This is a genomic window from Streptomyces sp. UF-297, from assembly GCF_058245575.1.
On record NZ_JBSIBZ010000033.1, the window covers coordinates 1 to 21468 of the forward strand.

Annotated in this window: 21 protein-coding genes; 11 read left to right on the plus strand and 10 right to left on the minus strand. The window is 71.2% G+C overall.

What is annotated here, in order from left to right; all coding sequences use genetic code 11:
• Positions 1-231 precede the first annotated feature (231 nt).
• Together AC4IJH_RS20025 and AC4IJH_RS20030 are read left to right on the plus strand one after the other, a co-directional pair.
• Positions 232-942, plus strand: a complete 711-nt coding sequence (locus AC4IJH_RS20025) for a DUF4232 domain-containing protein (protein WP_490853142.1) — start codon at positions 232-234, stop codon at positions 940-942.
• A gap of 81 nt (positions 943-1023) precedes the next feature.
• Positions 1024-1254: a DUF6458 family protein gene (locus AC4IJH_RS20030; RefSeq protein WP_490853143.1), complete on the plus strand. Its 231-nt coding sequence runs from the start codon at positions 1024-1026 to the stop codon at positions 1252-1254.
• Positions 1255-1300: 46 nt separating this feature from the next.
• Here AC4IJH_RS20030 and AC4IJH_RS20035 read toward each other — a convergent pair whose 3' ends face one another.
• Entirely contained in the window at positions 1301-3106 is a 1806-nt protein-coding gene (locus AC4IJH_RS20035) for an NHL domain-containing thioredoxin family protein (RefSeq protein WP_490853144.1), read from the minus strand.
• 64 nt (positions 3107-3170) lie between these two features.
• Between AC4IJH_RS20035 and AC4IJH_RS20040 the strand changes: the two genes are divergently transcribed.
• The 6 genes from AC4IJH_RS20040 to AC4IJH_RS20065 all read left to right on the plus strand — a co-directional run bounded on the left by AC4IJH_RS20040 (position 3171) and on the right by AC4IJH_RS20065 (position 8500).
• Complete coding sequence (locus AC4IJH_RS20040; protein ID WP_490853145.1) at positions 3171-3665, plus strand: LURP-one-related/scramblase family protein; 495 nt, start codon at positions 3171-3173, stop codon at positions 3663-3665.
• 138 nt (positions 3666-3803) lie between these two features.
• Complete coding sequence (locus AC4IJH_RS20045; RefSeq protein ID WP_490853146.1) at positions 3804-4877, plus strand: hypothetical protein; 1074 nt, start codon at positions 3804-3806, stop codon at positions 4875-4877.
• Between the two features lie 121 nt (positions 4878-4998).
• Positions 4999-5385, plus strand: a complete 387-nt coding sequence (locus tag AC4IJH_RS20050; RefSeq protein WP_490853147.1) for a hypothetical protein — start codon at positions 4999-5001, stop codon at positions 5383-5385.
• Between the two features lies 1 nt (position 5386).
• A complete protein-coding gene (locus AC4IJH_RS20055) occupies positions 5387-6199 on the plus strand; it encodes a hypothetical protein (RefSeq protein WP_490853148.1) in 813 nt (270 codons plus the stop codon).
• Positions 6200-6331: 132 nt separating this feature from the next.
• Positions 6332-7345 carry a hypothetical protein gene (locus tag AC4IJH_RS20060; protein ID WP_490853149.1) on the plus strand — a complete coding sequence of 338 codons (1014 nt, stop codon included), beginning with the start codon at positions 6332-6334 and terminating at the stop codon, positions 7343-7345.
• A gap of 159 nt (positions 7346-7504) precedes the next feature.
• Positions 7505-8500, plus strand: coding sequence for an FKBP-type peptidyl-prolyl cis-trans isomerase (locus tag AC4IJH_RS20065; RefSeq protein ID WP_490853150.1), 996 nt, complete (start codon positions 7505-7507; stop codon positions 8498-8500).
• 106 nt (positions 8501-8606) lie between these two features.
• Here AC4IJH_RS20065 and AC4IJH_RS20070 read toward each other — a convergent pair whose 3' ends face one another.
• A complete protein-coding gene (locus tag AC4IJH_RS20070) occupies positions 8607-10802 on the minus strand; it encodes a hypothetical protein (protein ID WP_490853151.1) in 2196 nt (731 codons plus the stop codon).
• Positions 10803-11220: 418 nt separating this feature from the next.
• Positions 11221-12021, minus strand: coding sequence for a carbon-nitrogen family hydrolase (locus AC4IJH_RS20075; protein ID WP_490853152.1), 801 nt, complete (start codon positions 12019-12021; stop codon positions 11221-11223).
• A 156-nt stretch (positions 12022-12177) separates the two neighbouring features.
• Between AC4IJH_RS20075 and AC4IJH_RS20080 the strand changes: the two genes are divergently transcribed.
• The gene (locus AC4IJH_RS20080) at positions 12178-12999 is read left to right on the plus strand and encodes a maleylpyruvate isomerase family mycothiol-dependent enzyme (protein WP_490853153.1); all 822 of its coding nucleotides are present in this window, start codon (positions 12178-12180) and stop codon (positions 12997-12999) included.
• 19 nt (positions 13000-13018) lie between these two features.
• Here the strand turns inward: AC4IJH_RS20080 and AC4IJH_RS20085 are convergent, their stop codons facing one another.
• The 4 genes from AC4IJH_RS20085 to AC4IJH_RS20100 form a co-directional block, all read right to left on the minus strand.
• Positions 13019-14335 (minus strand): MFS transporter, encoded by a 1317-nt coding sequence (locus AC4IJH_RS20085; protein WP_490853154.1) that lies wholly within the window; start codon positions 14333-14335, stop codon positions 13019-13021.
• The gene (locus AC4IJH_RS20090; protein WP_490853155.1) at positions 14332-15030 is read right to left on the minus strand and encodes a GntR family transcriptional regulator; all 699 of its coding nucleotides are present in this window, start codon (positions 15028-15030) and stop codon (positions 14332-14334) included. Before AC4IJH_RS20090 ends, AC4IJH_RS20085 begins: the two co-directional genes overlap by 4 nt.
• A gap of 169 nt (positions 15031-15199) precedes the next feature.
• The gene (locus AC4IJH_RS20095; protein WP_490853156.1) at positions 15200-15526 is read right to left on the minus strand and encodes a hypothetical protein; all 327 of its coding nucleotides are present in this window, start codon (positions 15524-15526) and stop codon (positions 15200-15202) included.
• A gap of 109 nt (positions 15527-15635) precedes the next feature.
• Positions 15636-16064: an NUDIX hydrolase gene (locus tag AC4IJH_RS20100; RefSeq protein ID WP_490853157.1), complete on the minus strand. Its 429-nt coding sequence runs from the start codon at positions 16062-16064 to the stop codon at positions 15636-15638.
• Between the two features lie 335 nt (positions 16065-16399).
• On the opposite strand from AC4IJH_RS20100, the gene AC4IJH_RS20105 reads away from it, so the two are divergent.
• Positions 16400-16573, plus strand: a complete 174-nt coding sequence (locus tag AC4IJH_RS20105; protein WP_490853158.1) for a hypothetical protein — start codon at positions 16400-16402, stop codon at positions 16571-16573.
• Positions 16574-16656: 83 nt separating this feature from the next.
• On the opposite strand, the gene AC4IJH_RS20110 is transcribed toward AC4IJH_RS20105, so the two are convergent.
• From AC4IJH_RS20110 to pdhA, 3 genes are read right to left on the minus strand one after another with little or no spacing between them, the layout of a single operon-like run.
• Entirely contained in the window at positions 16657-18084 is a 1428-nt protein-coding gene (locus tag AC4IJH_RS20110; protein WP_490853159.1) for a dihydrolipoamide acetyltransferase family protein, read from the minus strand.
• Positions 18085-18107: 23 nt separating this feature from the next.
• Positions 18108-19091: an alpha-ketoacid dehydrogenase subunit beta gene (locus AC4IJH_RS20115; protein ID WP_490853160.1), complete on the minus strand. Its 984-nt coding sequence runs from the start codon at positions 19089-19091 to the stop codon at positions 18108-18110.
• 2 nt (positions 19092-19093) lie between these two features.
• Positions 19094-20317: a pyruvate dehydrogenase (acetyl-transferring) E1 component subunit alpha gene (pdhA, locus tag AC4IJH_RS20120; RefSeq protein WP_490853161.1), complete on the minus strand. Its 1224-nt coding sequence runs from the start codon at positions 20315-20317 to the stop codon at positions 19094-19096.
• A 328-nt stretch (positions 20318-20645) separates the two neighbouring features.
• Between pdhA and AC4IJH_RS20125 the strand changes: the two genes are divergently transcribed.
• Entirely contained in the window at positions 20646-21305 is a 660-nt protein-coding gene (locus tag AC4IJH_RS20125; RefSeq protein WP_490853162.1) for a response regulator, read from the plus strand.
• The last annotated feature ends 163 nt before the right edge of the window (positions 21306-21468 follow it).

Below are 21468 nucleotides of genomic sequence, written 5' to 3' on the forward strand. Positions count from 1 at the left end.
GGTGCACGCGCCGACCGAGGAGACACCCCCCGGGGCGGCCCCGACCCCACGACGAAACCTCAGGCGACCACCCGAAACACTCCACACCCCCGCCGAAGGCGGAACAACAGGGCGACGGCCCGCCACCGCGTTAGTGAGGCGTTAGCAGGGCGTCAGCAGGGCACGGCAGGGTCTGGTGGTACGGACCGGGTGACCTCCGGCCGTCGACCGTACGAACGGGGGAGACCCGATATGCCGCGCCTTGCCGTCACCGCCGCCACCGCCGTGGCCACCGTGGTCGTCCTGAGCACCCTCACCGCGTGCGGATCGCGCAGCGAGGCACTGCAGACGAGTGCGAGCAAGCCGTTCAACCCGCGGATCTCGCAAGGGGTACTCGGGTCACCGACGGCGGAACAGCCCGCGCAGGGCGGGCGAGGCGGGACGGCGGGGACGGTGACGCCGCGGGCCGCGGAGGGGCACCGGGCGGAGGGCGGCCACGCCGAGCAGGCGCTGTCCGGCGGGCACGACGGTGAGCGCGACGGCGGCGCAAAGGGCCGCGAGAAGGTCACGGCCTGCGGCCCCGACCAGGTCCGCGTCGTCGCCGAGCGCCTGGCCCGGCCCGTCGATCACCTGCTGCTCAAGGCCGTGAACACCTCCGGCGCCGCCTGCGAGCTGCGCGGGCACCCCGAGGTGCGGTTCGGCGGTGCGCCGTTGGCCGCGTACGAGGACAGCAGGCCGCAGTCGGTGGTCCGGCTCGCGGCCGGAGGGACCGGGTACGCGGTGGTCATGACCTCGCGAGCGGACGGTGGCCCCCGCGGCGCCACCGTCCGCTCGCTGCGCGTCGCGCCCGCCGCGGGCCAGGCGGCGCGCGCGGTGCCGCTGCCGGGCGGCTCGGCGTACGTGGACGCCTCGGCGTGGGTCTCGTACTGGCAGGGCGACGTCGCGGACGCCGTGCGGTGGTGAGCCCGGACTGATTGGTGTGCGGGGGCGCGGGTACGCGTCCGTGAAGCGTTCCGGCACACACAGTCGAGGGAGGCAGGAACCATGGGCATGGGATGGTGCATCGGTCTGCTCGCGGTGGGGGCCATCCTCACCTTCGCGGTGGACTGGCAGCTGCCCGGCGTCAATGTGCACCTGGTCGGCCTGATCCTCATGGCCGTCGGCGTGATCGGCATCGCCGCGTACGTGAGCATCTTCAAACGGCGGCGGATGCAGCCGCCGCGGCCCGCGGCACCGGTGGTCGAGGAGACCCACCGGATGCACTACGACGACTGAGGCGGCCCACCGGTGAAGTGGCTGCCCGCCCGGGGCGGTTGACGGCTCAGGCGTCCAGTCCGGCCAGGACCAGGGCCAGGCGGGAGGTGCCGTCGTCGGTGACGCGGACCGGTACGCCCCAGTCCTGCTGGTGGACGTGGCAGGCGGGGTACTCGACGGCGGGGTCGTCGTCGCAGGACGCCGCCATCGCGGAGACGTGCAGGACGCCTTCGGTGACGCCCTCGGCCAGGGTCAGTTCGCGGGACAGGGCCGTATCGGCGCCGGACCCCGCGGCGAGCAGTTCGGGCGGGGTGGAGCTGACCAGGAGGCGGGTGGAGGGGCCGTAGCGCTCGTCCAGCTTCTGGCCGGCCGGGGCCTGGAAGACGACGTCCAACTGCAGGGTGCCGGGGGCCACTTCGGTGGCGGCGCGCTGGGTGCGGTGGGCGACGGACTCGACGCGTACGGCCTCCTCGGGCAGCCGCAGACGGGTCAGCCGGTGCCGGGCCGACTCCACGACGACGATGTCCTCCCCGGCCAGTACGGCGGCGGAGGGCTCGCGCAGGTCGGTGGCGAGGGTGGTGACCTGGCCGGTGGCGGGGTCGAAGCGGCGCAGGGCGTGGTTGTAGGTGTCGCTGACGGCCACGGAGCCGTCCGGGAGGGCGGTGACGCCCAACGGGTGCTGGAGCAGGGCCTGTCGGGCCGCTCCGTCGCGGTGCCCGAAGTCGAACAGGCCGGTGCCGACGGCGGTGTGCACCTGGCGGTCGCGGTCGATCCAGCGCAGGGCGCTGGTCTCGGAGTCGGCGATCCACAGGCGGTCGGGGGTGGCTGCCAGGCCGGAGGGCTGGGCGAACCAGGCCTCGGCGGCGGGGCCGTCCACCAGGCCCTCGTTGGTCGTTCCCGCGGCGGCGGCCACGGTGTTCGTCCGCGGGTCGTAGGTCCACAGCTGGTGGACGCCCGCCATCGCGATCCACACGGCGCCGTCGAAGCAGGCCACGTCCCAGGGCGAGGAGAGGTCCACCTCGCGGGCGGGGCCAGAGGCGGGGCTGCCCTGCCACCACTGGCGGCCGGTGCCGGCGAGGGTGGTGACCTCGCCGGTGGCGGGGTCGAAGGCGCGCAGGGCGTGGTTGACGGTGTCGGCGACGACGACGGTGTCGTCGGGCAGCAGGGCCAGTCCCTGCGGCTCGTTGAAGGCGGCTCGGCCGGCGGGGCCGTCGGTCAGGCCGCGGTCGCCGGTGCCGATGCGGCGCAGCACCCGCTCGCCGTCCTCGGCCAGCTCCACGAGCTGGTGGCGGGTGGTGTCGGAGACCAGGAACGTGCCGGTGGGCAGGCGCAGGGCCTTGCCGGGAAAGCGCAGGTCGGTGGCGATCGGCTCGGGGGGTACGTAGGGGCCGTCACCGCGGCGCAGCGTGCCCTTGGCCCCGTGCTCGGCCTCCAGCTCCTGGACCAGCTTCTCGATGGCGTGGGCGTGGCCTTCACCGGCGTGCTGGGCGACGACGTAGCCCTCGGGGTCGATGACGACGAGGGTGGGCCAGGCGCGGACCGCGTACTGCTTCCAGGTGGCCAGCTCGGGGTCGTCCAGGACGGGGTGCTCGACGCCGTAGCGCTCGACGGCGTCGACGACGGACTGGTGCTCGGCCTCGTGGACGAACTTCGGGGAGTGCACGCCGATGATCACGACGGTGTCGCGGTGGCGTTCCTCCAGCTCGCGCAGCTCGTCCAGGACGTGCAGGCAGTTGATGCAGCAGAACGTCCAGAAGTCGAGGATGACGATGCGCCCTCGCAGGTCGGTGAGGGTCAGGTTCTTTTCGCCGGTGTTGAGCCAGCCGCCTTTGCCGACCAGCTCGGGGGCCCGGACGCGCGCACGTGAAGCCATGCCCCCATTCAACGTCACTCCGGTGCCGGGGCATTCCGATGGGGCGGTGGGGAACTTCTTTGTCATGAAATATCTGGTGCGGGATCGGATCTTCGGGATCGGGGACGACTACTGGATCGAGGACGAGCGGGGGCGGCGCGCGTATCTCGTCGACGGGAAGGCGCTGCGGCTGCGGGAGACCTTCGAGCTGAAGGATCCGCAGGGGCGGGTGGTGGTGACCATCCGCAAGAAGGTGCTGGCGCTGCGGGACACGATGACGATCGAGCGCGATGACGCGCCGCTGGCGACGATTCGGCGCAAGCGGCTGTCGCTGTTGCGCAATCACTATCGCGTGGAGCTGGTGGACGGCACCGAGCTGGATGTCAGCGGAAAGATCCTGGACCGGGAATTCGCCGTCGAGTACGACGGGGAACTGCTGGCCGAGATCTCGCGGCGGTGGCTGACGGTGCGCGACACCTATGGGGTCAATGTCGTACGGGAGGACGCCGATCCGTCGCTGCTGATCGCGGTGGCGGTGTGTGTGATCCGGCTGGCCGAGCGGGAGCGCGGGGAGGACTGAGCCGCCCGTACGGTCGCCCCCGGCATGCGTGTCACCCAGTGCGGTGTTCCGATGACGGAGAGTGGCCGAGTTCCGGCCACTGCGATGCATCCCGATCGCCGGGTGTGCATCTCACTCGCACGAAAGGAGTGGGTGGCCATGACCCGGAAGGGAATCTGGCGCACCACTGGACCGCGGGCCGCCGCGGCGTTCGGTCTCGCCCTCGGCGCCGCTGTCGCCGGTACGGCGTCGTCCGCCTCGGCCGCCGCCGGTCCGCTGGACGACCGCGCGGTGGAGTGGGGCACCGTCGTCAAGACGGAGGACGGCCTGCAGGCCAATGCCTGGCAGGCGCGGCTGCGCGGCCTGGGCGGGGTGGTCGACGCCAGGCTCTTCGAGGCGGCCGACCCGGCGACGCCGCAGGGGCCGAAGACCCAGGCGGGCGGCGCCGGTCTGATCGACCTGGCGCCCGGCGGCCTCGGCATCGGCAAGGGCTCGGCGCTGGCCTCGCGCGCCTTCCGCAACGCCGTACCGCAGTCGGTGTCCGGCAAGGAGAAGGTCCCGGCGCCGGGCGTGGCGTACGCGGACGCGGGCGGCGCCTCGGTGGACGTCGGCCTGCCCTACGTCGGCAACCGCAAGGGCGGCACCCAGCTGTCCCCGATCGGTGTGCACGTGGACGCCTGCCGGGTCACCGCGGTCTCCCAGCCGGGCAAGGCCGTGAAGTTCGACGGCGGCGCGGCCCGCGGCTACATCTCCTCGTTCGGGCACAAGATCATCGACATCCCGCCGCTGTGGGCGGTCAACCTCGGTGCCCGTATCCCCGCCGACCAGAGTGTCGCTCCCTTCGCGCTGGTCACCACCAATGAGCAGGTGACCACGGACCAGCAGGGCCGGCCGACGCTGGACCCGAAGACCAAGCACTACCTGTACGACCCGAAGGCCACCAGCGGCTACGTCAACGGCATCCACGTCAGCGTGCTGGGCCCCGAGGTCGCCGACGCCACGGTCTGGCACGCGGCCGTGATCCGGGACCCGAAGAAGACGGACAGCCTGGCGCCGAAGCTGCCGAAGCTGCCCGGCTTCGTCCAGGACATCATCAGCGGCAAGAAGGCGGAGCAGGACGCCAAGAAGCCGATGCCGCAGTTCCCGCAGGACCAGACCTGGATCAAGGGCCAGACGTCGGGCGGAGCCCCGTTGTGGGGCAAGCTCCCGGCCTTCGACGAGGACGACAGCTGAGCCGCAGGGCACCGCTGAAGACCTGGCTGCCGCAGGCCACTTGGCGTGCGGCAGCCGGGTCGTCGCCGCGCGATCGGCCCGTGTACGCGAAGCCTTTGCGAGAACAGCGAAGAGGCACACCATGCCGCACCCCCTCCCCCACCCTCCGACCGGGAGCAGCACCGCACGGCGCGCCCGAGGGCTGGCCGCCTGTGCCGCTCTGACCGGCGCGCTGCTGCTCGGGCCCGCGGCACAGGCGGCCGCGGCCCCGGCCGAACCGCCGCCCTTCCCACCGCCCACCGGCATCGAGACGGACGAGAACGGAGCGCCCAAGGGCCCGCCGACCGACCAGCCCTGGGACATCGTCAAACCGTTCGTGAACGCGGCGGACGTCATGGTCCACGGCGCCGTGGCGATCGCCGAGGGGGTCTGGAAGTCCTTCTTCCCCGACCCCGACCAGCCCGATCCGAAGAAGAACCGATTCGATCCGAAGAAGAGAACCGTCGACACCGGTCGGGAAAGGCGCTGACATGCCGGTACGTACACAGCTGGCGCCGCTGGCCGCCGCCCTGGTGATGGCGGGCGCCGTCCCCGCCGCCGCCGAGCCCCCGCCGCGGAACTCCTCCACCCTCAACTGGGGCACGGTCGTCTCCACGAGCGAGGCCGTGCAGGCCAACGCCTGGACGGTGCGCCTGCTGGGCCTGGCGGGCAGGACGGACGTCCGGCTCGGCGAGGTGCACCACCCCGCCACTCCCGACGCGCCCCGCACACTGTCCGGCGCGCCGCTGCAGGCCGAGGAGCTGCGCTCCGATGGGCGCTCCTTCGGGCACATCAAGGACGTGCGCAACCGGACCATCGCCGAGGACGGCGAGATCGTGGCCCAGGCCAGGGTCGGCGAGCTGGAGCTCGGCCTGCCCTATGCCGCGGGGCCCGAGGGCGGCATCCAGCGCTCGCCGTTCGGGCTGCTGTTCAAGGACGCCGTCGCCACCGCGGTCGCCCGGCCCGGCAAGCCCGTCGCGCTGACCTCGTCGGTGGCGGGCGGCTATCTGTCCTCCTACGGCAAGAAGGCGTACTCCTTCACGGGCTCCACGCCGGTCAACCACGGCTTCCGCTTCCCGCCCGACCCCCTGAAGCCGCCGCAGCTGATGGTGACGCTCAACGAGCAGATCACCACCGACGGCCAGGGACACCCCACTACCGGGAGTGATGGCCTGTTCGCGCCCGACAAGAAGGCGCTGGGCGGCTATGTGAACGCCGCCCATGTCTCCGTACTCGCGCCCGAGGCAGCGGATGTGACGATCGGTCACGCCGCCGTGCTGCGCGCGCCGGGTCCGCGGGACTGAGCGCCGCACGCTCCGGGGCGACCACGGATGGCCGCCCCGGCGTGCGCCCATCGCCCTACGTAGCGAGTCTCTAACTAGGAGTGGTCGAACCTCTGGCCGCTTCCGGCATCCCCGTACGAATGGAAAGAGAGGGTGGCCATGGCCCCCTGGCGCACTTCCGGTACCCGCGCTCTGCTCACGGCGGGCCTCGCCCTGACGGCGATCACGACCGCCGCGATGCCCGCCGAGGCGACCGTCCCCGTCGGCGTCACCGACGACTGGGGCACCGTCGTCAAGACCGACGACTGCCTCCAGGCCGATGCCTGGGTGGCCCGGGTCAAGGGCCTGGGCGGGGTCGTCGACACCGCCCTGTTCGAGTCGCACTACCCGACCATGCCCAAGGCACCCAAGATGCACGCGGGCGGCACCAAGCTGATCGACCTCGCCCCCGTCGGAGTCGGCATCGGGCGGGCCTCGGCCCTCTACAGCCGCGCGATCGGCCACGGCCACCCGTCCTCGACGGCCGGCGGCACCGACGTACCGGTGCGCGGCCAGGTGTACGCGGACGCGGGCGGCGCCTCCGTCGACGTCGGCATCCCCTTCATCGCCAACCCCACCGGCGGCACCCAGCTCTCCCCGCTGGGCGTGCACGTCGAGGGCATCACCGTCTCGGCCTGGGGCCGGCCCGGCAAGCCCGTCGCCTTCACCGGCGGCGCGGCCCGCGGCTACATCTCCGTCGCCGGCGCGCGCATCATCGACATCCCGCCGCTGTGGGCCGTCAACCTGGGCCTGCGCATCCCCAACGACTACAGCAAGCCCCAGCTGGCCACCGCCACCACCAACGAGCAGGTGACCACGGACATCAAGGGCAACCCGACGCTCGGCCCGGACAAGCACTACAAGTACGACCCCAAGGCGGCCAGCGGGTACGTCAACGGCATCCACGCCAGCGTGCTGGGCACCGACGTCGCGGATGTGACGATCGCCCACGCCGCCGTCATCCGCGACCGGGCGCGCACCGACCAGTTCGCGCCGAAGCAGGCCGCCACGGGCGCCTCGAAGCGGGCGGCCACGCCGCGCGACCGCTTCTGCGCCCCGTTCGCGCCGCCGGCCAAGGTCGCCGGGGCCATGGAGCGCACGCTCTCCTCCGCCGGCAAGGCCTGCTGAGGGGCGTAACCGCCACAGGTTCCCCGCCATCGGGAGTCGCCGGGCTCCGTACGCCGTACGAGCGTACGGAGCCCGGCTTTTCGCGGGTGGTCCGCCGGGCGGGCGGCCCCCGGGGCGACGCTGGATCACCGGATCCCCGTCCCCCAAGGAGAACCGCCGGTGCCCCCCTCTTCCCGCCGCCCCGCCCTGTTCTTCCCCCACCGCCACACCCTGCGCGGCGCCTTCACGGCCCTGGCCGCGCTCGCGCTCGCGACCGTCGGCTGCTCGTCCCCTGAGCCCAAGAACATCCCGCAGGTAACAGGCGCCTTCGGGCAGCGCCCCGACATCGTCATCCCCTCCCAGCCGCCGCCCCAGCAGGCGCGGATGAAGGTCCTCAAGGAGGGCGACGGGCCGCTGACCCGGCCGGGGCAGGTCGTCGTCACCAACGTGGACATGCGGGTGTGGGAGCAGAACAAGCCGCTGTTGGACACCTACCGCCTCGAACAGCCCACCACCGCCGCGCTGGACGGCCAGCACGTCTCGCGCACCTGGGACCAGGCGCTGCTGAACCGCAAGGCGGGCAGCCGGGTGCTGCTGGTGACCCCGGCCACCCACGGCTTCGGGCCCTTCGGCATGGCGCCCGCCCAGGTCAGGCCGAGCGACCACATGGTGCTGGTCTTCGACGTGATCGGCGGCTACGACCCCAAGCAGCAGGTGCCGGAGGGGAGTTCGGACCCCGGGGCCGCCCAGGACTCCGCGGGCCGCAAGAACACCGCGCCGTCGGTGACGGTGCGGCCCGGGCAGGAGCCGGTGCTCGCCGCCTGGGGCCCGGCGCCCAGGAAGCCGGAGACGCGGACGCTGGTCGCGGGCAAGGGGGAGGCGGTACGCGACGGCGACACCTTCGTGGTGCAGTACACGGGCGTGGAGTGGGGCAAGAGCGCCCCCTTCAGCTCGACCTACCGGCGCAGCGGGCCCAACGGCTTCGTCCTGCGCAAGGGGGCGCTGCTGCCCGGCTGGTACGAGGCGCTCAAGGGCCAACGGGTGGGCAGCCGGGTGCTGATGACGGTGCCGGCCGACCTGGACCCGGCGTTCAAGATGACCAAGGGCGGGGTGGCGGCGCCGCCGCACAAGCCGGTCGCGTACGTGGTGGACGTGCTGGACCGGCGCGACCACTGAGGCGGGCGCCCGCAGACGTACGCAGACATACGCTGCCCCCGGGAGCGGCTGCTCCCGGGGGCCTCGCCTATGCGGTCACCTGGGGTGAGTCACCTCGACCCGCAGGTCACCTCTTGCACTTGTCCGAGCCGCTGGCTCCCGGGACGGCGATCCAGCCACCGCAGGAGATGTCCTGGTTCGGGTCCTTCTTGACGATGACGGTGTCGGTCACCTTGGCGCCGCTGTCCGGGTCGCCCTCGGTGCTCACCGACGTGGTGCCGTCCTTGGGGCCGACAGTGTTCTTGTCCACCGCGGTCTTGACGTTGATGGGCGGGAACTCCTTGCCCGGCTGGAGAACGTCGTTGCGGGTGCAGGTGACCTTCTGGCCGCTGATGGAGCACTTCCACCCGTCGCCGTCCGCCGCCTTGGGCACGATGCCGTCGGGGAAGGTCCGCTCGACCTTGATCGGGCCGCGGGTGGGGCCCGCGTCCTTGTCGTTGCCGACCTTGATCTCGAACTCGGCGGGCTTGCCGGAGATCACATCGCCCTTCGGCTTGACCTGGACGGAGACGTTGGGGTCCTTGACCGGGGCCGGCTTGACCTTGGTGGAGTCCTTGACCGGGCCGGTCTTCTTGTCGCCCGTGGTCACCTCGGTGGTACCGCCCTTGTCACCGGTGGCCTTCTCGTCCACCTTGGTGCCGATGTTGATCGGCGGGTAGCTCTTGCCGGGGTTGAGGACGTCCGCGCCGGTGCCGGGACGCTTGCAGGTCACGGTCTGGCCGTCGATCTTGCAGCCCCAGCCGTCACCGACCGCGCTGATCGGCACGATGCCCTTGTCGAAGGTCCGCTTGACCACGACCTCGTCGTCGGTCGGTCCGGCCTCCGGCTTGTTGGAGACGTCGATGCGGTATCCGGCGCCCTTGCCCGCCTCGACCGGGCCGGTGGGCGAGGTCTTGACGACGATCTGCGGGCCCTTGGCCGGGGTGACCTCGAACTTGTTCTGCGTGGGCGGCTGGTTCTCACCGCCCGGGGTCTCGACCTTGGAGGTGACCGTCTTGGGGCCGTCGGCCTTCGGGTCGACCTTGGTCTTGACGGTCACCGGCGGGTAGTCCTTGTCCGGCTGGAGCGCGTCCGCGCCCGTGCCGGGCCGCTTGCAGGTGACCTTCTGGCCCTCGACCGTGCACTTCCAGCCGTCGCCGGAGGCCGACACCGGGGTGACGCCCTCGGGGAAGACCTGCTCGGTGACGACTTCCTTGTGAGTGGGGCCGGCGAGCTTGTCGTTGTGGGTCACCATCTTGAAGGTGGCTTCCTTGCCGGCGGTGACCGGCCCCTCCGGGGTGACCTTGGTGCTCAGCTTCGGCTCCAGGGTCTCCAGCTTGCCGTTGAAGACCTCGTGGATGTTGGTCTTGGTGCCGGTGCTGGCCGCGATGCCGATGCGCAGCGTCTTGGGTACGGGCGGCTGGCCCTTGACGTCGAGCAGGTGGAAGGGCTTGACGACGTTGACGAAGCCCTTCTTGTCCTTGAAGTCGATGTCGACCTTCATGGTGCCCGCGGGGGACAGGTCGATACGGACCGTGCGCTCGGCGTCCTTCCAGTTCTGGGACTCCGGGACGCTGATGCGCTGTCCCTTGGGGAGCTTGTTGACGTCGACGAGCGGGTTGCCCACCTCGGAAGCGCCGCGCACGGCGACCGAGTTGGGGTTGCGCTCCTTGGTACCGCCCGCGCCGAAGGCGTTGGTGGAGAAGTTGCCGTACTCGTCCAGTCCGATACCGAGGTAGCCGCCCGCGATGTTGGTGTAGCCGAGGCCGCCGCCGTAGGTACCGGGCTTGGTCGGCATGGGCTTGGAGCCGTCCAGCAGGAAGAGGCTGATGCCGTCGGCGGGGGTCTCGACCGTCTTGGAGCCGTAGGACGAGACGCCGATGGTGAACCGCAGACCGGCGCCCGACGGGAACGCCTTCTTGGCCAGGATGAAGCCGTTCTGCCAGGTCTGGGCGTCGGTCAGGCGCAGCGAGCCGTCACCGGGCTTGTCGATGGGCCGTCCCTTGGTGCCCTTGCACGCCTGCAGGGCGCCCTCGGGCTTGGCGGCCGCGGTCAGACAGGCCCAGCCGGTGGGGTCGTCGGGCCCCTCGTTGTTGCTGTACCAGTCGTTGGGGTTCTTCAGAGTGGCCTGGTCGAAGGCCTCCTCCGCGATGACATCTGCCATGGCCGGCTGCGGAACCGCGAGGGACATGCCCAGCGCCACGGCTGTGGCGAGGCCCAGCGGAGCGGCGAGGCGGGATCTGATTCCCGCGGCCCGTCGCCGACGATGTCCGGTGTCCGTCATTGGGTGCCTCCTCGGGCGCACCACGCCCTGCATATCCGGATGATTACCGCTCGTGCGTGCACGACTGCACACAGTGATGAGCTTTTCGATCATCAGAACACCGGGCGGGAGCACTCGCGAGCGCCGAAGCCCATCAGGGTGAGAGAGGGCCCTCACCCTGGGGCGGACGTCACGCTGCGCGGGGCACGGACGGCTGCGCCGAAGCCGGGCACGGTGCGGCACCACCGGAAAGCGGTGTCGGACGTCTCGCCGTTGCGGCGGGGAACGATTGGCTTCGCCAAAAAGGCGCGACCGCGCCCCAAAGGGGCGCGGGGCTGTGGCGAGATGCGGCTCCGCCGCGTGGGCGCGAACGGCCACGACGTGCCCGCAGGCGAACGACCGGCCCGGAAGGTCGCGGCCGCGCCGGGGCGGCGGAGGCCTAGGGGGTGGCGAGGCCCAGGAGGCGGTCGCGTAGGACCGGGAAGTCGGTGCGGGTCTTGGCGACCCTGGCGGGGTCGAGGTCGGCGGTCAGCACCTGCTCGTGGGGGCCGGCCTCGGCGAGGACCTCGCCCCAGGGGTCGATGACGGCGCTGTGGCCCGCCTGTTCCACGTCTGCGTGGGTGCCGGCGGTGCCGCAGGCCAGGACGTAGCACTGGTTCTCCACCGCGCGGGCGCGGGCCAGCAGGGACCAGTGTGCGCGGCGCCGGGCGGGCCAGCCGGCCGGGATCACCAGGGCCTCGGCGCCGAGGTCCAGCAGTTGCCGGAAGAGCTCGGGGAAGCGCAGGTCGTAGCAGGTGGCCAGGCCGAGCGTCAGACCGGGCAGGTCCGCCGTCACGGGCCGCTCCCCCGCGCCCATCAGCACCGCCTCGCCCTTGTCGAAGCCGAAGCGGTGGATCTTGCGGTACGTGGCGGCCAGCTCGCCCTCGGGGGAGAAGACCAGCGAGGTGTTGTAGAGGGCGTCGGCGCCCTCGGGGGACTTCGCGCGCTCGACGACGGAGCCGGCGTGCAGCCAGACCCCCGCGTCGCGCGCGGCCGCCGACATCGCCTCGTACGTCGGCCCGCGCAGCGGCTCCGCCTCCGCCGCGAAGGAGTCGAAGGCGAAGGCGCCCACCGGCCACAGTTCGGGCAGGACCACCAGATCACTGGCTGACTGGTCCCGCACCATCGAACTCACGCGCTCCCGCCGTGCTTTGACCGATTCCTGAGGGTCTACACGGATCTGGATCAGCGAAGCGCGCACAGTACCACCGCCTAAGCTTTCGAGGCCGTCTGTCTTCAAAGCGTCGTCAAGAAACTGCCCACGATGGTCACCCGAAAGCACTGCCCAGGTGCCCGTGCGCAGCGTAACTTAACTGCACAGACAAGCAGCCCGCGTACGAACCGTCCGAGGGGTCCCGTGACCGTCCATCCCAGCCTTCAGCCCTCCATCGACGCCTGGACGCACTCCATCGAAGCGATATCCGAGCTGGTCACACCGCTCGTCGAGGGGGAGTGGAACAGGCCGACGGACCTTCCCGGTTGGTCGGTGCGCGATGTGGTCTCGCACATCATCGGCATCGAGTGCGAAATGCTCGGCGACCCCCGCCCCATCCACACCCTGCCGCGCGACCTTTACCACGTCCAGAGCGAGTTCGCCCGCTACATGGAGGTCCCGGTCGACGTCCGGCGGCACCACACCGCGCCGGAGATGACCTCCGAACTCGAATACACCGTCATCCGCCGCTCCCGCCAACTGCGCAACGAGACCCGCGAACCGGACGCCGTCATCCGCACCCCGCTCGGCGAGCAGAGCCTGGAAAAGGCCCTGCGGGTACGGGTCTTCGACGTCTGGCTGCACGAGCAGGACCTGCGCCGCGCCCTGGGCGCGCCGGGCAACCTCGAATCCCCCGGCGCCCACATCACCCGCGACATCTTCCTGTGGGCGCTGCCCAAGGTCGTGGCCAAGGACGCGGGCGCGCCCGCCGATTCGGCCGTCGTCATCGATGTGAGCGGCCCGGTGGAGTTCATGCGTACGGTCCGGGTGGACGCACAGGGCCGGGGCACGGTCGACGGCAGCGTCTCGCTCGGCCCGCAGGTCACCCTCTCCATGGACTGGGAGACCTATGTGCGCCTGGCGGCCGGCCGGGCCCGCCCCGCCGCCGTCGCCGAACAGGTCAAGGTCGACGGCGACCGCTCCCTGGCCGATGCCATCCTCAAGCACTTCGCGGTCACGCCGTAGCGCGCGGCCCGGCGGGCTCTCAGGCGGGTACGTGGACCGCCTCCACGCGGCTGGCCGAGACGCGTTCGCGCTCGCGGCGGACGGCGCGGTGGCGCAGGCGCAGGATCTGGCTCAGGCCGAGGGCTTCCAGGACGAAGACCGAGGCGAAGGCGATGCGGTAGTTGTCGCCGGTGGCGTCCAGGAGGATGCCGATGGCCAGGAGCGTGGTCATCGAGGCGGTGAAGCCGCCCATGTTGACGATGCCGGAGGCGGTGCCCTGGCGCTCGGGCGGGTTGGCGGGGCGGGCGAAGTCGAAGCCGATCATGGATGCCGGGCCGCAGGCGCCGAGCACGGCGCACAGCACGATCAGCAGCCACAGCGGCGCGTGCTGGGAGGGCCAGGCCACGGTGGCGGCCCACACCAGCGCCGTGGCGCCGACGGTGCCCAGCGCGAGCGGCGCGCGGGCCGCGTGGTGGCGGGCGATGACCTGCCCGAAGACCAGGCCCACCAGCATGTTGGAGAGCACGACCAGGGTGAGCAGCTCGCCCGCGGCGCCCCGCGTCAGGCCCTGGGCCTCCACCAGGAAGGGCAGCCCCCACAGCAGCAGGAAGACCATCGCCGGGAACTGGGTCGTGAAGTGCACCCACATCCCCAGCCGGGTGCCCGGCTCGCGCCAGGCGTCGGCTATCTGACGGCGTACGAACGCGCCGCCGCCGGGCCGCTCCCGCTCCGGGGCGGGCTCATGCCCCTTGGGGTGGTCCTTGAGGAAGAGCAGCACCAGCGCGAGGACCACGACGCCCGCCGCCGCGCTGCCCGCGAACGCCGGTGTCCAGCCCACCGAGTGCAGCAGCCGGGCCAGCAGGAGGGTGGAGACGAGGTTGCCCGCCATGCCCACCAGGGCGGCGATCTGCGCGATCAGCGGCCCGCGGCGGGCCGGGAACCAGCGCGCGCCCAGCCGCAGCACGCTGATGAACGTCATCGCGTCCCCGCAGCCCAGCAGCGCGCGCGAGCCCAGCGCCATGCCGTACGAGGAGGAGAACGCGAAGCCCAACTGGCCCAGGGTGTAGAGCACCACGCCCAGGATCAGCACCTTTTTCGTGCCGAGCCGGTCGACCAGCAGGCCGACGGGTATCTGCATCCCCGCGTACACCAGCAGCTGGAGGATGGAGAAGGTCGACAGGGCCGAGGCGTTGATGTGGAAGCGCTCGGCGGCGTCCAGGCCCGCCACGCCCAGGCTCGTACGGTAGGTGATCGCGACGAAGTAGACGGCGACGCCGATGCTCCACACGGCGACCGCTCTGCGGCCGCCGGGCGGATCGCCGGGCAGGGCGGGGGAGGCGCTTTCCGAGGTGCTCATCGCACGTCCCCCTGCGCGAGGTTGCGCACCCAGCTGACATGCCGGTGCACCGCCGCCGTCGCCGCCTCGGCGTCCCCGGCGCGCAAGGCGTCGAGGATCTCGCCGTGCTCGACGATGTTCTTGGCGATCCGGTCCGGGTGCGCGTGCATGACCGCCACGCCCATCCTCAACTGCCGGTCGCGCAGCTGCTCGTAGAGCCGGTCCAGGATCTGGTTGCCGGCGCTGCGCACGATGGCCGCGTGGAAGCAGCGGTCCGCGACCGAGACGGCGGCCAGGTCACCGGCCTTCGCCAGCTCCTTCATCCGCGCCAGCTGCTCCTCCAGCTCGGCGATCAGCGAGTCGCCCGCGGGTACGGCCTTGCGGGCCGCGTGCTCCTCCACCAGCAGCCGCGTCTCCACCACGTCGGCGATCTCCTGCGCGGACACCGGCAGGACCAGCGCGCCCTTCTTGGGGTAGAGCCGGATCAGCCCTTCGACCTCCAGCCGCAGCAGCGCTTCGCGTACGGGCGTGCGCGAGACCCCGACCGCCTCGGCCAGCTCGCCCTCGGTGAGCAGCATGCCGCCCTCGTAGTGGCGCTCCAGCACGGCCTGCTTGACGTAGGCGTAGACCCGCTCGGCGGCGGGCGGCTGTTTGGCGGGAGCGGCCGCGGGGGCCGCTGGGGGCGCAGGCGCCGGTGAGGCGGGAGCGGAAGGCATGCGCACAGCATAGATACAACAGGTATGCGTGCACCATGACGTCCCACGATGTGGGCGGGGCCGGTCTGCCGCCGAAAAGCAGAGTGCCGAGGCCCCCGGGACCGGGAACCTCGGCACACGTCAGTCCGGGCATGCGCACTGCTTACTGCATGCGCCCTGTTGCCGAGCGTCAGCGCTTCCACTCGGTGCCGGAGGACACCAGCTTGTCCTTGCCGCAGTCGCCACCGAAGCCCCAGGAGCCACGGCCGACCCAGGCACCGTTCTTCGAGTAGAGCTTCTTGCCCTTGTAGCGGTAGCACTCGGTGGTGGCGCGCGCCTTGCCGCTCCACACGATGCAGCTGGCGCTCCACTTGTGCGCGCTGGACTTCCAGTTGCCGCAGGCGTAGTCGTTGGCCTTCGCGCTGGCCGGGGACGCCGTACCCAGCACCATCCCGCCGACGAACACAGCGGCCGTCGCCGCGCTGACCAGACTGCCGCGCTTCTTCATGAAACCCATGCCCCGTTTTCTCCCCATCCACCGGACCCCCGGCCCGGACCTGCGATCAACAAAGACCGCAGCCTATCCGGGGCCACCCGCCCCCTCGGAGGCGGTCCGCCCTTCACCGTCAGGCGGCCATCCTGCCCTCGGCGGCGAGGCGGGCGATGACCTTGCGGTAGGCCGGCGCGCAGCGGTCCACGTCGGTGCGGTCCAGCCAGGCGTACTCGGCGATCTCGCGGCCGGGGGCGGGGGCGATGTCCTGGGGGCCGCCGGTGAAGCAGGTCATGTGCAGCGGGCGGTCGCCCTGGCCGTGGGCGGTGTCGTGGATGACGAAGGCCTCGCGCAGCTCGGCCGCCGGTATCAACAGGCCGAGTTCCTCGCCGAGTTCGCGCGAGAGGGCCTCGGGGGCGCTCTCGCCGGGCTCGTACTTGCCGCCGGGGAGGTAGAAGACGTCCCGCCCGCGGGTGCGGACGCTGAGCAGCCGGCCGTCACGGACGTGCAGCCAGGCGACGGACTCCAGGGGCTCTTGGGTACTGGTGTTGGCGTTCCGGGTCACGTGGTGAAGGGTAGGCGGCGGGGCGCGCGGGGTGAATGCGGGGGCCGGGCAGTCGGTCACGTCACGGCGGGCGGGAGGCTGCGAAGGCCGGGCTCGCGGGGCCTCTTTCGGGTACGGATCGTGCGGGCGGGTGACGGTCCGTGAGCCGGGGCGGCGGGCAAGAGCGCGCGGTCGGAGCTGGGTGTCAGCCCTGAGGGACACCCGCGAGGCGGATGTCCGACTTAAGTCTGACGTGAGATCCAGTACCTCGTGCGTACGGAACGGGCGGTTTTCCATGACGTAATGGAAGGGCAGGCGAACGCGCCGCACACCGTACGCAAGGGGAGTTGGAAGCAATGCAGCCCAAGCCGACCGCCGGCCGCCGCGCCCGAGCCGCTCTCATGGTGGCGCTGATCGTGGCCGGACTGTGGGCCGGTACGTCCTTCACCCGGGGCGCGGCCCATCCGGAGCAGGCGCCGACCGGGCCCGTGGCGCACATCAGCCGCGTGGTGGACGTGATCAAGAGCTGACGCGGGGGGCCAAGCGCCCATGAACGCCCGAAGGGGCCGCTGCCGGTACGTCCCGGCAGCGGCCCCTTCGTCTCTCGTGCGGGCTACGCCCAGGTGATCAGCCGCTTCGGGTGCTCCAGGACCGCCGCGAGGTCGGCGAGGACCTTGGAGCCCAGTTCGCCGTCGACCAGGCGGTGGTCGAAGGAGAGCGCCAGGGTGGTGACGTGGCGGGGCTTGACCTTGCCCTTGTGGACCCACGGCTGGAGCTTGATCGCGCCGAAGCCGAGGATGGCGGACTCGCCGGGGTTGAGCAGGGGCGTGCCGGTGTCGATGCCGAAGACGCCGATGTTGGTGATGGTGACGGTGCCGCCGGCCATCGCCGCCGGGGTGGTCTTTCCCTCGCGGGCGGTGGCGACCAGGTCGCCCAGCTCCTGCGCGAGCTGCGGCAGGGTCTTGGTGCCCGCGTCCTTGATGTTGGGGACGATCAGACCGCGCGGCGTGGCGGCCGCGATGCCCAGGTTCACGTAGTGCTTGAGGACGATCTCCTGGTTCTCCTCGTCCCAGGCCGCGTTCACCTCGGGGTTGCGCTTGATGGCGACCAGCAGGGCCTTGGCGACCAGCAGGAGGGGGTTGACCCGCAGCCCGGCCATGTCGGGGTCCTGCTTGAGCTGCTGGACGAGCTTCATCGTGCGGGTGACGTCGACGGTGACGAACTCCGTGACGTGCGGCGCGGTGAAGGCCGAGGCCACCATCGCCTGCGCGGTGGCCTTGCGTACGCCCTTGATCGGGATACGGGTCTCGCGCCCGCCCAGGACGGCGGGAGCGGGCGCGGGGGCCGCCACCGGCTCGGCGGCGGGCGCCGCGGGCGCCGGTGCGGCGGCCGCGTGCACGTCCTCGCGGGTGATGATCCCGTCGGGGCCGCTGGGGGTGACGGTGGCCAGGTCGATGCCGAGGTCCTTGGCGAGCTTGCGGACCGGGGGCTTGGCCAGCGGACGGCCCTCGACGGGCGCCTCAGGAGCCGGCGCGGCGGGGGCCGCAGGGGCGGGCGTGGCATGCCCGTTGAGCTCGGCCTGGACCGCGGCGACGGCCTTCTCCGGCTGGGCCGGGACGCCGGGCTGGGGCTTGCGCGGGCGGCGCTTGGTGGAGGACGGCGCGGCGCCGTAGCCGACCAGGACGGCCTGGCGGCCCTCGGGCTCGGCGTCCGGCTCCGGCTGCTCCTTGGGCTCGGCCTGCTCCGCGGCCGGCGCCGCGGCGGCCTGCGCCGGGCCCGCCGAGGGGTCGGTGTCCACCGAGATGATCACGGTGCCGACGTCCACGGTCGTGCCCTCGGGGAAGCGCAGCTCGCGCACCACACCGTCGAAGGGGCTGGGCAGCTCGACGGCCGCCTTGGCCGTCTCCACCTCACAGATGACCTGGCCGTCGGTGACGGTGTCGCCCTCGGCGACGTACCACTTGAGGATCTCGGCCTCGGTGAGTCCCTCGCCGACGTCCGGCATCTTGAACTCGCGGAAGCGCTGGTCGGTTGCAGTCATGGTCACGACTCTCCTCAGACCCTTCAGTACGCCAGCACGCGGTCGACGGCATCCAGCACCCGGTCCAGGCCCGGCAGGTACTCGTCCTCCAGCCGGGACGGCGGGTAGGGGGCGTGGAAGCCGCCGACCCGCAGCACCGGGGCCTCCAGGTGGTAGAAGCAGCGCTCGGTGATCCGCGCGGCGATCTCCGACCCGGAGCCGAGGAAGACCGGGGCCTCGTGGACGACGACCAGGCGGCGGGTCTTTTCCACCGAGGCCTGGAGCGTGTCGAAGTCGATGGGCGAGATCGAGCGCAGGTCCACGACCTCCACCGAACGGCCTTCCTCCGCCGCCACCTTGGCGACGTCCAGACAGACCTTGACCATCGGGCCGTACGCGGCGAGCGTCAGGTCCGTACCGCTGCTGAGCACCCGGGCCCTGTGCAGCGGGTCGGGGATCGCCTCGGTGTCCACCCGGCCCTTGTCGTGGTAGCGGCGCTTGGGCTCGAAGTAGATGACCGGGTCGTCGCCCTGGATGGCCTGCTTGAGCATCCAGTACGCGTCCGAGGAGTTGGAGGGCGAGACCACCTTGAGGCCCGCGACGTGCGCGAACAGCGCCTCGGGGGACTCGGAGTGGTGCTCGACCGCGCCGATGGCGCCGCCGTAGGGGATACGGATGACGACCGGCAGCTTGATCTTGCCGAGCGCACGGGCGTGCATCTTGGCGAGCTGGGTGACGATCTGGTCGTAGGCGGGGAAGACGAAACCGTCGAACTGGATCTCCACGACCGGGCGGTAGCCGCGCAGGGCCATGCCGATGGCGGTGCCGACGATGCCGGACTCCGCGAGCGGGGTGTCGATGACCCGCTCCTCGCCGAAGTCCTTCTGCAGGCCGTCGGTGACGCGGAAGACACCGCCGAGCTTGCCCACGTCCTCGCCCATGACCAGGACCTTGGGGTCGTGCTCCATCGTGTCGCGCAGCGCTGCGTTGATCGCCTTGGAGAGGGTGATCTTCTCGAGGACGGCCATGGTCAGTTCCCCTCCGCGGAAAGCTCGGCGTCGGCGAACGACGCCTGGTACGCGGCGAATTGCGCGCGCTCCTCGTCGACGAGCGCATGGCCGTCGGCGTAGATGTTCTCGAAGATCGCCATGGTGTCCGGGTCGGGCATGGACCGCACGACCTCGCGCACCCGCTTGCCCAGCGCCTCGCTCTCCTCCTCGACGGAGTCGAAGTAGGCCTGGTCGGCGAGGTTCTCGGCCTCCAGATAGGCCTTCAGACGCGCGATGGGGTCCTTGGCCTCCCACTCCTCGCGCTCCTCGTCCCTGCGGTACTTGGAGGGGTCGTCCGAGGTGGTGTGCGCGCCCATGCGGTAGGTGAAGGCCTCCACCAGCATCGGGCCCTGGCCGCTCCTGGCCCGCTCAAGTGCCGCGCGGGTCACGGCCATGCACGCCAGTACGTCGTTGCCGTCCACCCGTACGCCCGGGAAGCCGTAGCCGCGGGCGCGCTGGTAGAGCGGGACGCGGGTCTGCCGCTCGGTGGGCTCGGAGATCGCCCACTGGTTGTTCTGGCAGAAGAAGACCACGGGGGAGTTGTAGACCGCGGAGAAGGTGAAGGCCTCGGCAACATCGCCCTGGCTGGAGGCACCGTCGCCGAAGTAGGCGATGACGGCGGAGTCCGCGCCGTCCTTCTGCACGCCCATCGCGTAGCCGGTCGCGTGCAGCGTCTGCGAGCCGATGACGATGGTGTACAGGTGGAAGTTGTTGCTGTTGGGGTCCCAACCGCCGTTGTTGACACCGCGGAACATGCCCAGCAGGTTCGTCGGGTCCACCCCGCGGCACCAGGCGACGCCGTGCTCGCGGTAGGTGGGGAAGACGTAGTCGTCGTCGCGCAGCGCGCGGCCCGAGCCGATCTGGGCGGCCTCCTGGCCCAGCAGCGAGGCCCACAGGCCCAGTTCGCCCTGGCGCTGGAGCGTGGTGGCCTCCGCGTCGAACTTCCGGGTCAGCACCATGTCCCGGTACAGACCGCGCAGTTCCTCGGGCGACAGGTCGATGGAGTACTCGGGGTGCTCGACCCGCTTCCCTTCCGGGGTCAGCAGCTGTACGAGCTGGTCCTGCTCCGCCGAAGCCTCGGGCGCCGGGGCGTTCTTGGCTGCCTTGTCCGCCGTCTTCGCCGTCTTCGCCGTCGTCTTCTTCGCGGCGGTGCGCTTGCTGCCACCGCGGGCTGTTTTCCGCGCGGCAGTGCTCTCCACGGTCACGTGCTGCTCCTCCGTCTGTCCGGCCCCCGGGGTCCGCCGGTGGCCGTATTGCGGCTCACCCGGTATCCGATACGGCGCACGGGGTGTGTGCGAACGCGGCCGGTCCGGGTGGAACAAAGCGCCCCGGGCCATGGCCTGCTCAGTGCAAGGTACCCACTGCCGGAGCCTAAGCGAAAACGGCCCTGACCTGCGATTTTGCTTGGATTTCCAAGTAAAAGCGCGAAGGATGGGAACAACTCCTGGTCACAGCGTCGCAGGCCGCCGGGACAACGGCACGTTATATCGGTGACCTGGAGCACGGGAAGAGTTCGTATGTGAGTATGGGGATGTGCGCGAAGACGGAAAAATCACGGTATTCCTGCTCGATGACCACGAGGTTGTCCGGCGGGGCGTCCACGAAATGCTCTCGGTCGAGGAAGACATCGAGGTCGTCGGCGAAGCGGGTACGGCCGCAGATGCCCTGGTCAGGATCCCCGCGACGCGTCCGGACGTCGCCGTCCTGGACGTCCGGCTCCCCGACGGCAGCGGTGTGGAGGTCTGCCGCGAGATCCGTTCCCAGAACGAGGACATCAAATGCCTGATGCTCACCTCGTTCGCCGACGACGAGGCCCTCTTCGACGCGATCATGGCCGGTGCGGCCGGGTATGTCCTCAAGGCCATCCGCGGCAATGAACTCCTGTCCGCCGTACGGGACGTGGCGGCCGGAAAGTCCCTGCTCGACCCGGTGGCCACCGCCCGCGTCCTGGAGCGGCTGCGCGACGGCAACAGCGCGAAGGGGGACGACCGCCTGGCCAACCTCACCGAGCAGGAGCGCAAGATCCTCGACCTGATCGGCGAGGGCCTGACCAACCGCGCCATCGGCGAGCGCCTGCACCTCGCCGAGAAAACGATCAAGAATTACGTCTCCAGCCTGCTCTCCAAGCTCGGCATGGAACGCCGCTCGCAGGCCGCCGCTTATGTCGCACGTATGCAGGCGGAGAAACACTAAAGACGCCGAAATATCCCGCGGTTTCCCGAGCGGAAGCCGAGCGGATCTTGAACAAAGCTTGAACAAGGCAGGGCAGGTGGCGGCCCCCGCCGGGGTAATCGGGACCAACGTCCTCACATCACAGGGCGGGTGCCCCTACTTTCGGATGAGGCCGGCGGGCAGG

What these genes read in the sequence shown, in the direction of transcription:
- AC4IJH_RS20030 (WP_490853143.1), top strand. Translation starts at nt 1,024, where the DNA reads ATGGGCATGGGATGGTGCATCGGTCTGCTCGCGGTGGGGGCCATCCTC.
- AC4IJH_RS20090 (WP_490853155.1), bottom strand. Translation starts at nt 15,030, where the DNA reads ATGCCTTCCGCTCCCGCCTCACCGGCGCCTGCGCCCCCAGCGGCCCCC.
- AC4IJH_RS20045 (WP_490853146.1), top strand. Translation starts at nt 3,804, where the DNA reads ATGACCCGGAAGGGAATCTGGCGCACCACTGGACCGCGGGCCGCCGCG.
- AC4IJH_RS20095 (WP_490853156.1), bottom strand. Translation starts at nt 15,526, where the DNA reads ATGGGTTTCATGAAGAAGCGCGGCAGTCTGGTCAGCGCGGCGACGGCC.
- AC4IJH_RS20035 (WP_490853144.1), bottom strand. Translation starts at nt 3,106, where the DNA reads ATGGCTTCACGTGCGCGCGTCCGGGCCCCCGAGCTGGTCGGCAAAGGC.
- AC4IJH_RS20055 (WP_490853148.1), top strand. Translation starts at nt 5,387, where the DNA reads ATGCCGGTACGTACACAGCTGGCGCCGCTGGCCGCCGCCCTGGTGATG.
- AC4IJH_RS20110 (WP_490853159.1), bottom strand. Translation starts at nt 18,084, where the DNA reads ATGACTGCAACCGACCAGCGCTTCCGCGAGTTCAAGATGCCGGACGTC.
- AC4IJH_RS20025 (WP_490853142.1), top strand. Translation starts at nt 232, where the DNA reads ATGCCGCGCCTTGCCGTCACCGCCGCCACCGCCGTGGCCACCGTGGTC.
- AC4IJH_RS20040 (WP_490853145.1), top strand. Translation starts at nt 3,171, where the DNA reads ATGAAATATCTGGTGCGGGATCGGATCTTCGGGATCGGGGACGACTAC.
- AC4IJH_RS20050 (WP_490853147.1), top strand. Translation starts at nt 4,999, where the DNA reads ATGCCGCACCCCCTCCCCCACCCTCCGACCGGGAGCAGCACCGCACGG.
- AC4IJH_RS20105 (WP_490853158.1), top strand. Translation starts at nt 16,400, where the DNA reads ATGCAGCCCAAGCCGACCGCCGGCCGCCGCGCCCGAGCCGCTCTCATG.
- AC4IJH_RS20070 (WP_490853151.1), bottom strand. Translation starts at nt 10,802, where the DNA reads ATGACGGACACCGGACATCGTCGGCGACGGGCCGCGGGAATCAGATCC.
- AC4IJH_RS20115 (WP_490853160.1), bottom strand. Translation starts at nt 19,091, where the DNA reads ATGGCCGTCCTCGAGAAGATCACCCTCTCCAAGGCGATCAACGCAGCG.
- AC4IJH_RS20085 (WP_490853154.1), bottom strand. Translation starts at nt 14,335, where the DNA reads ATGAGCACCTCGGAAAGCGCCTCCCCCGCCCTGCCCGGCGATCCGCCC.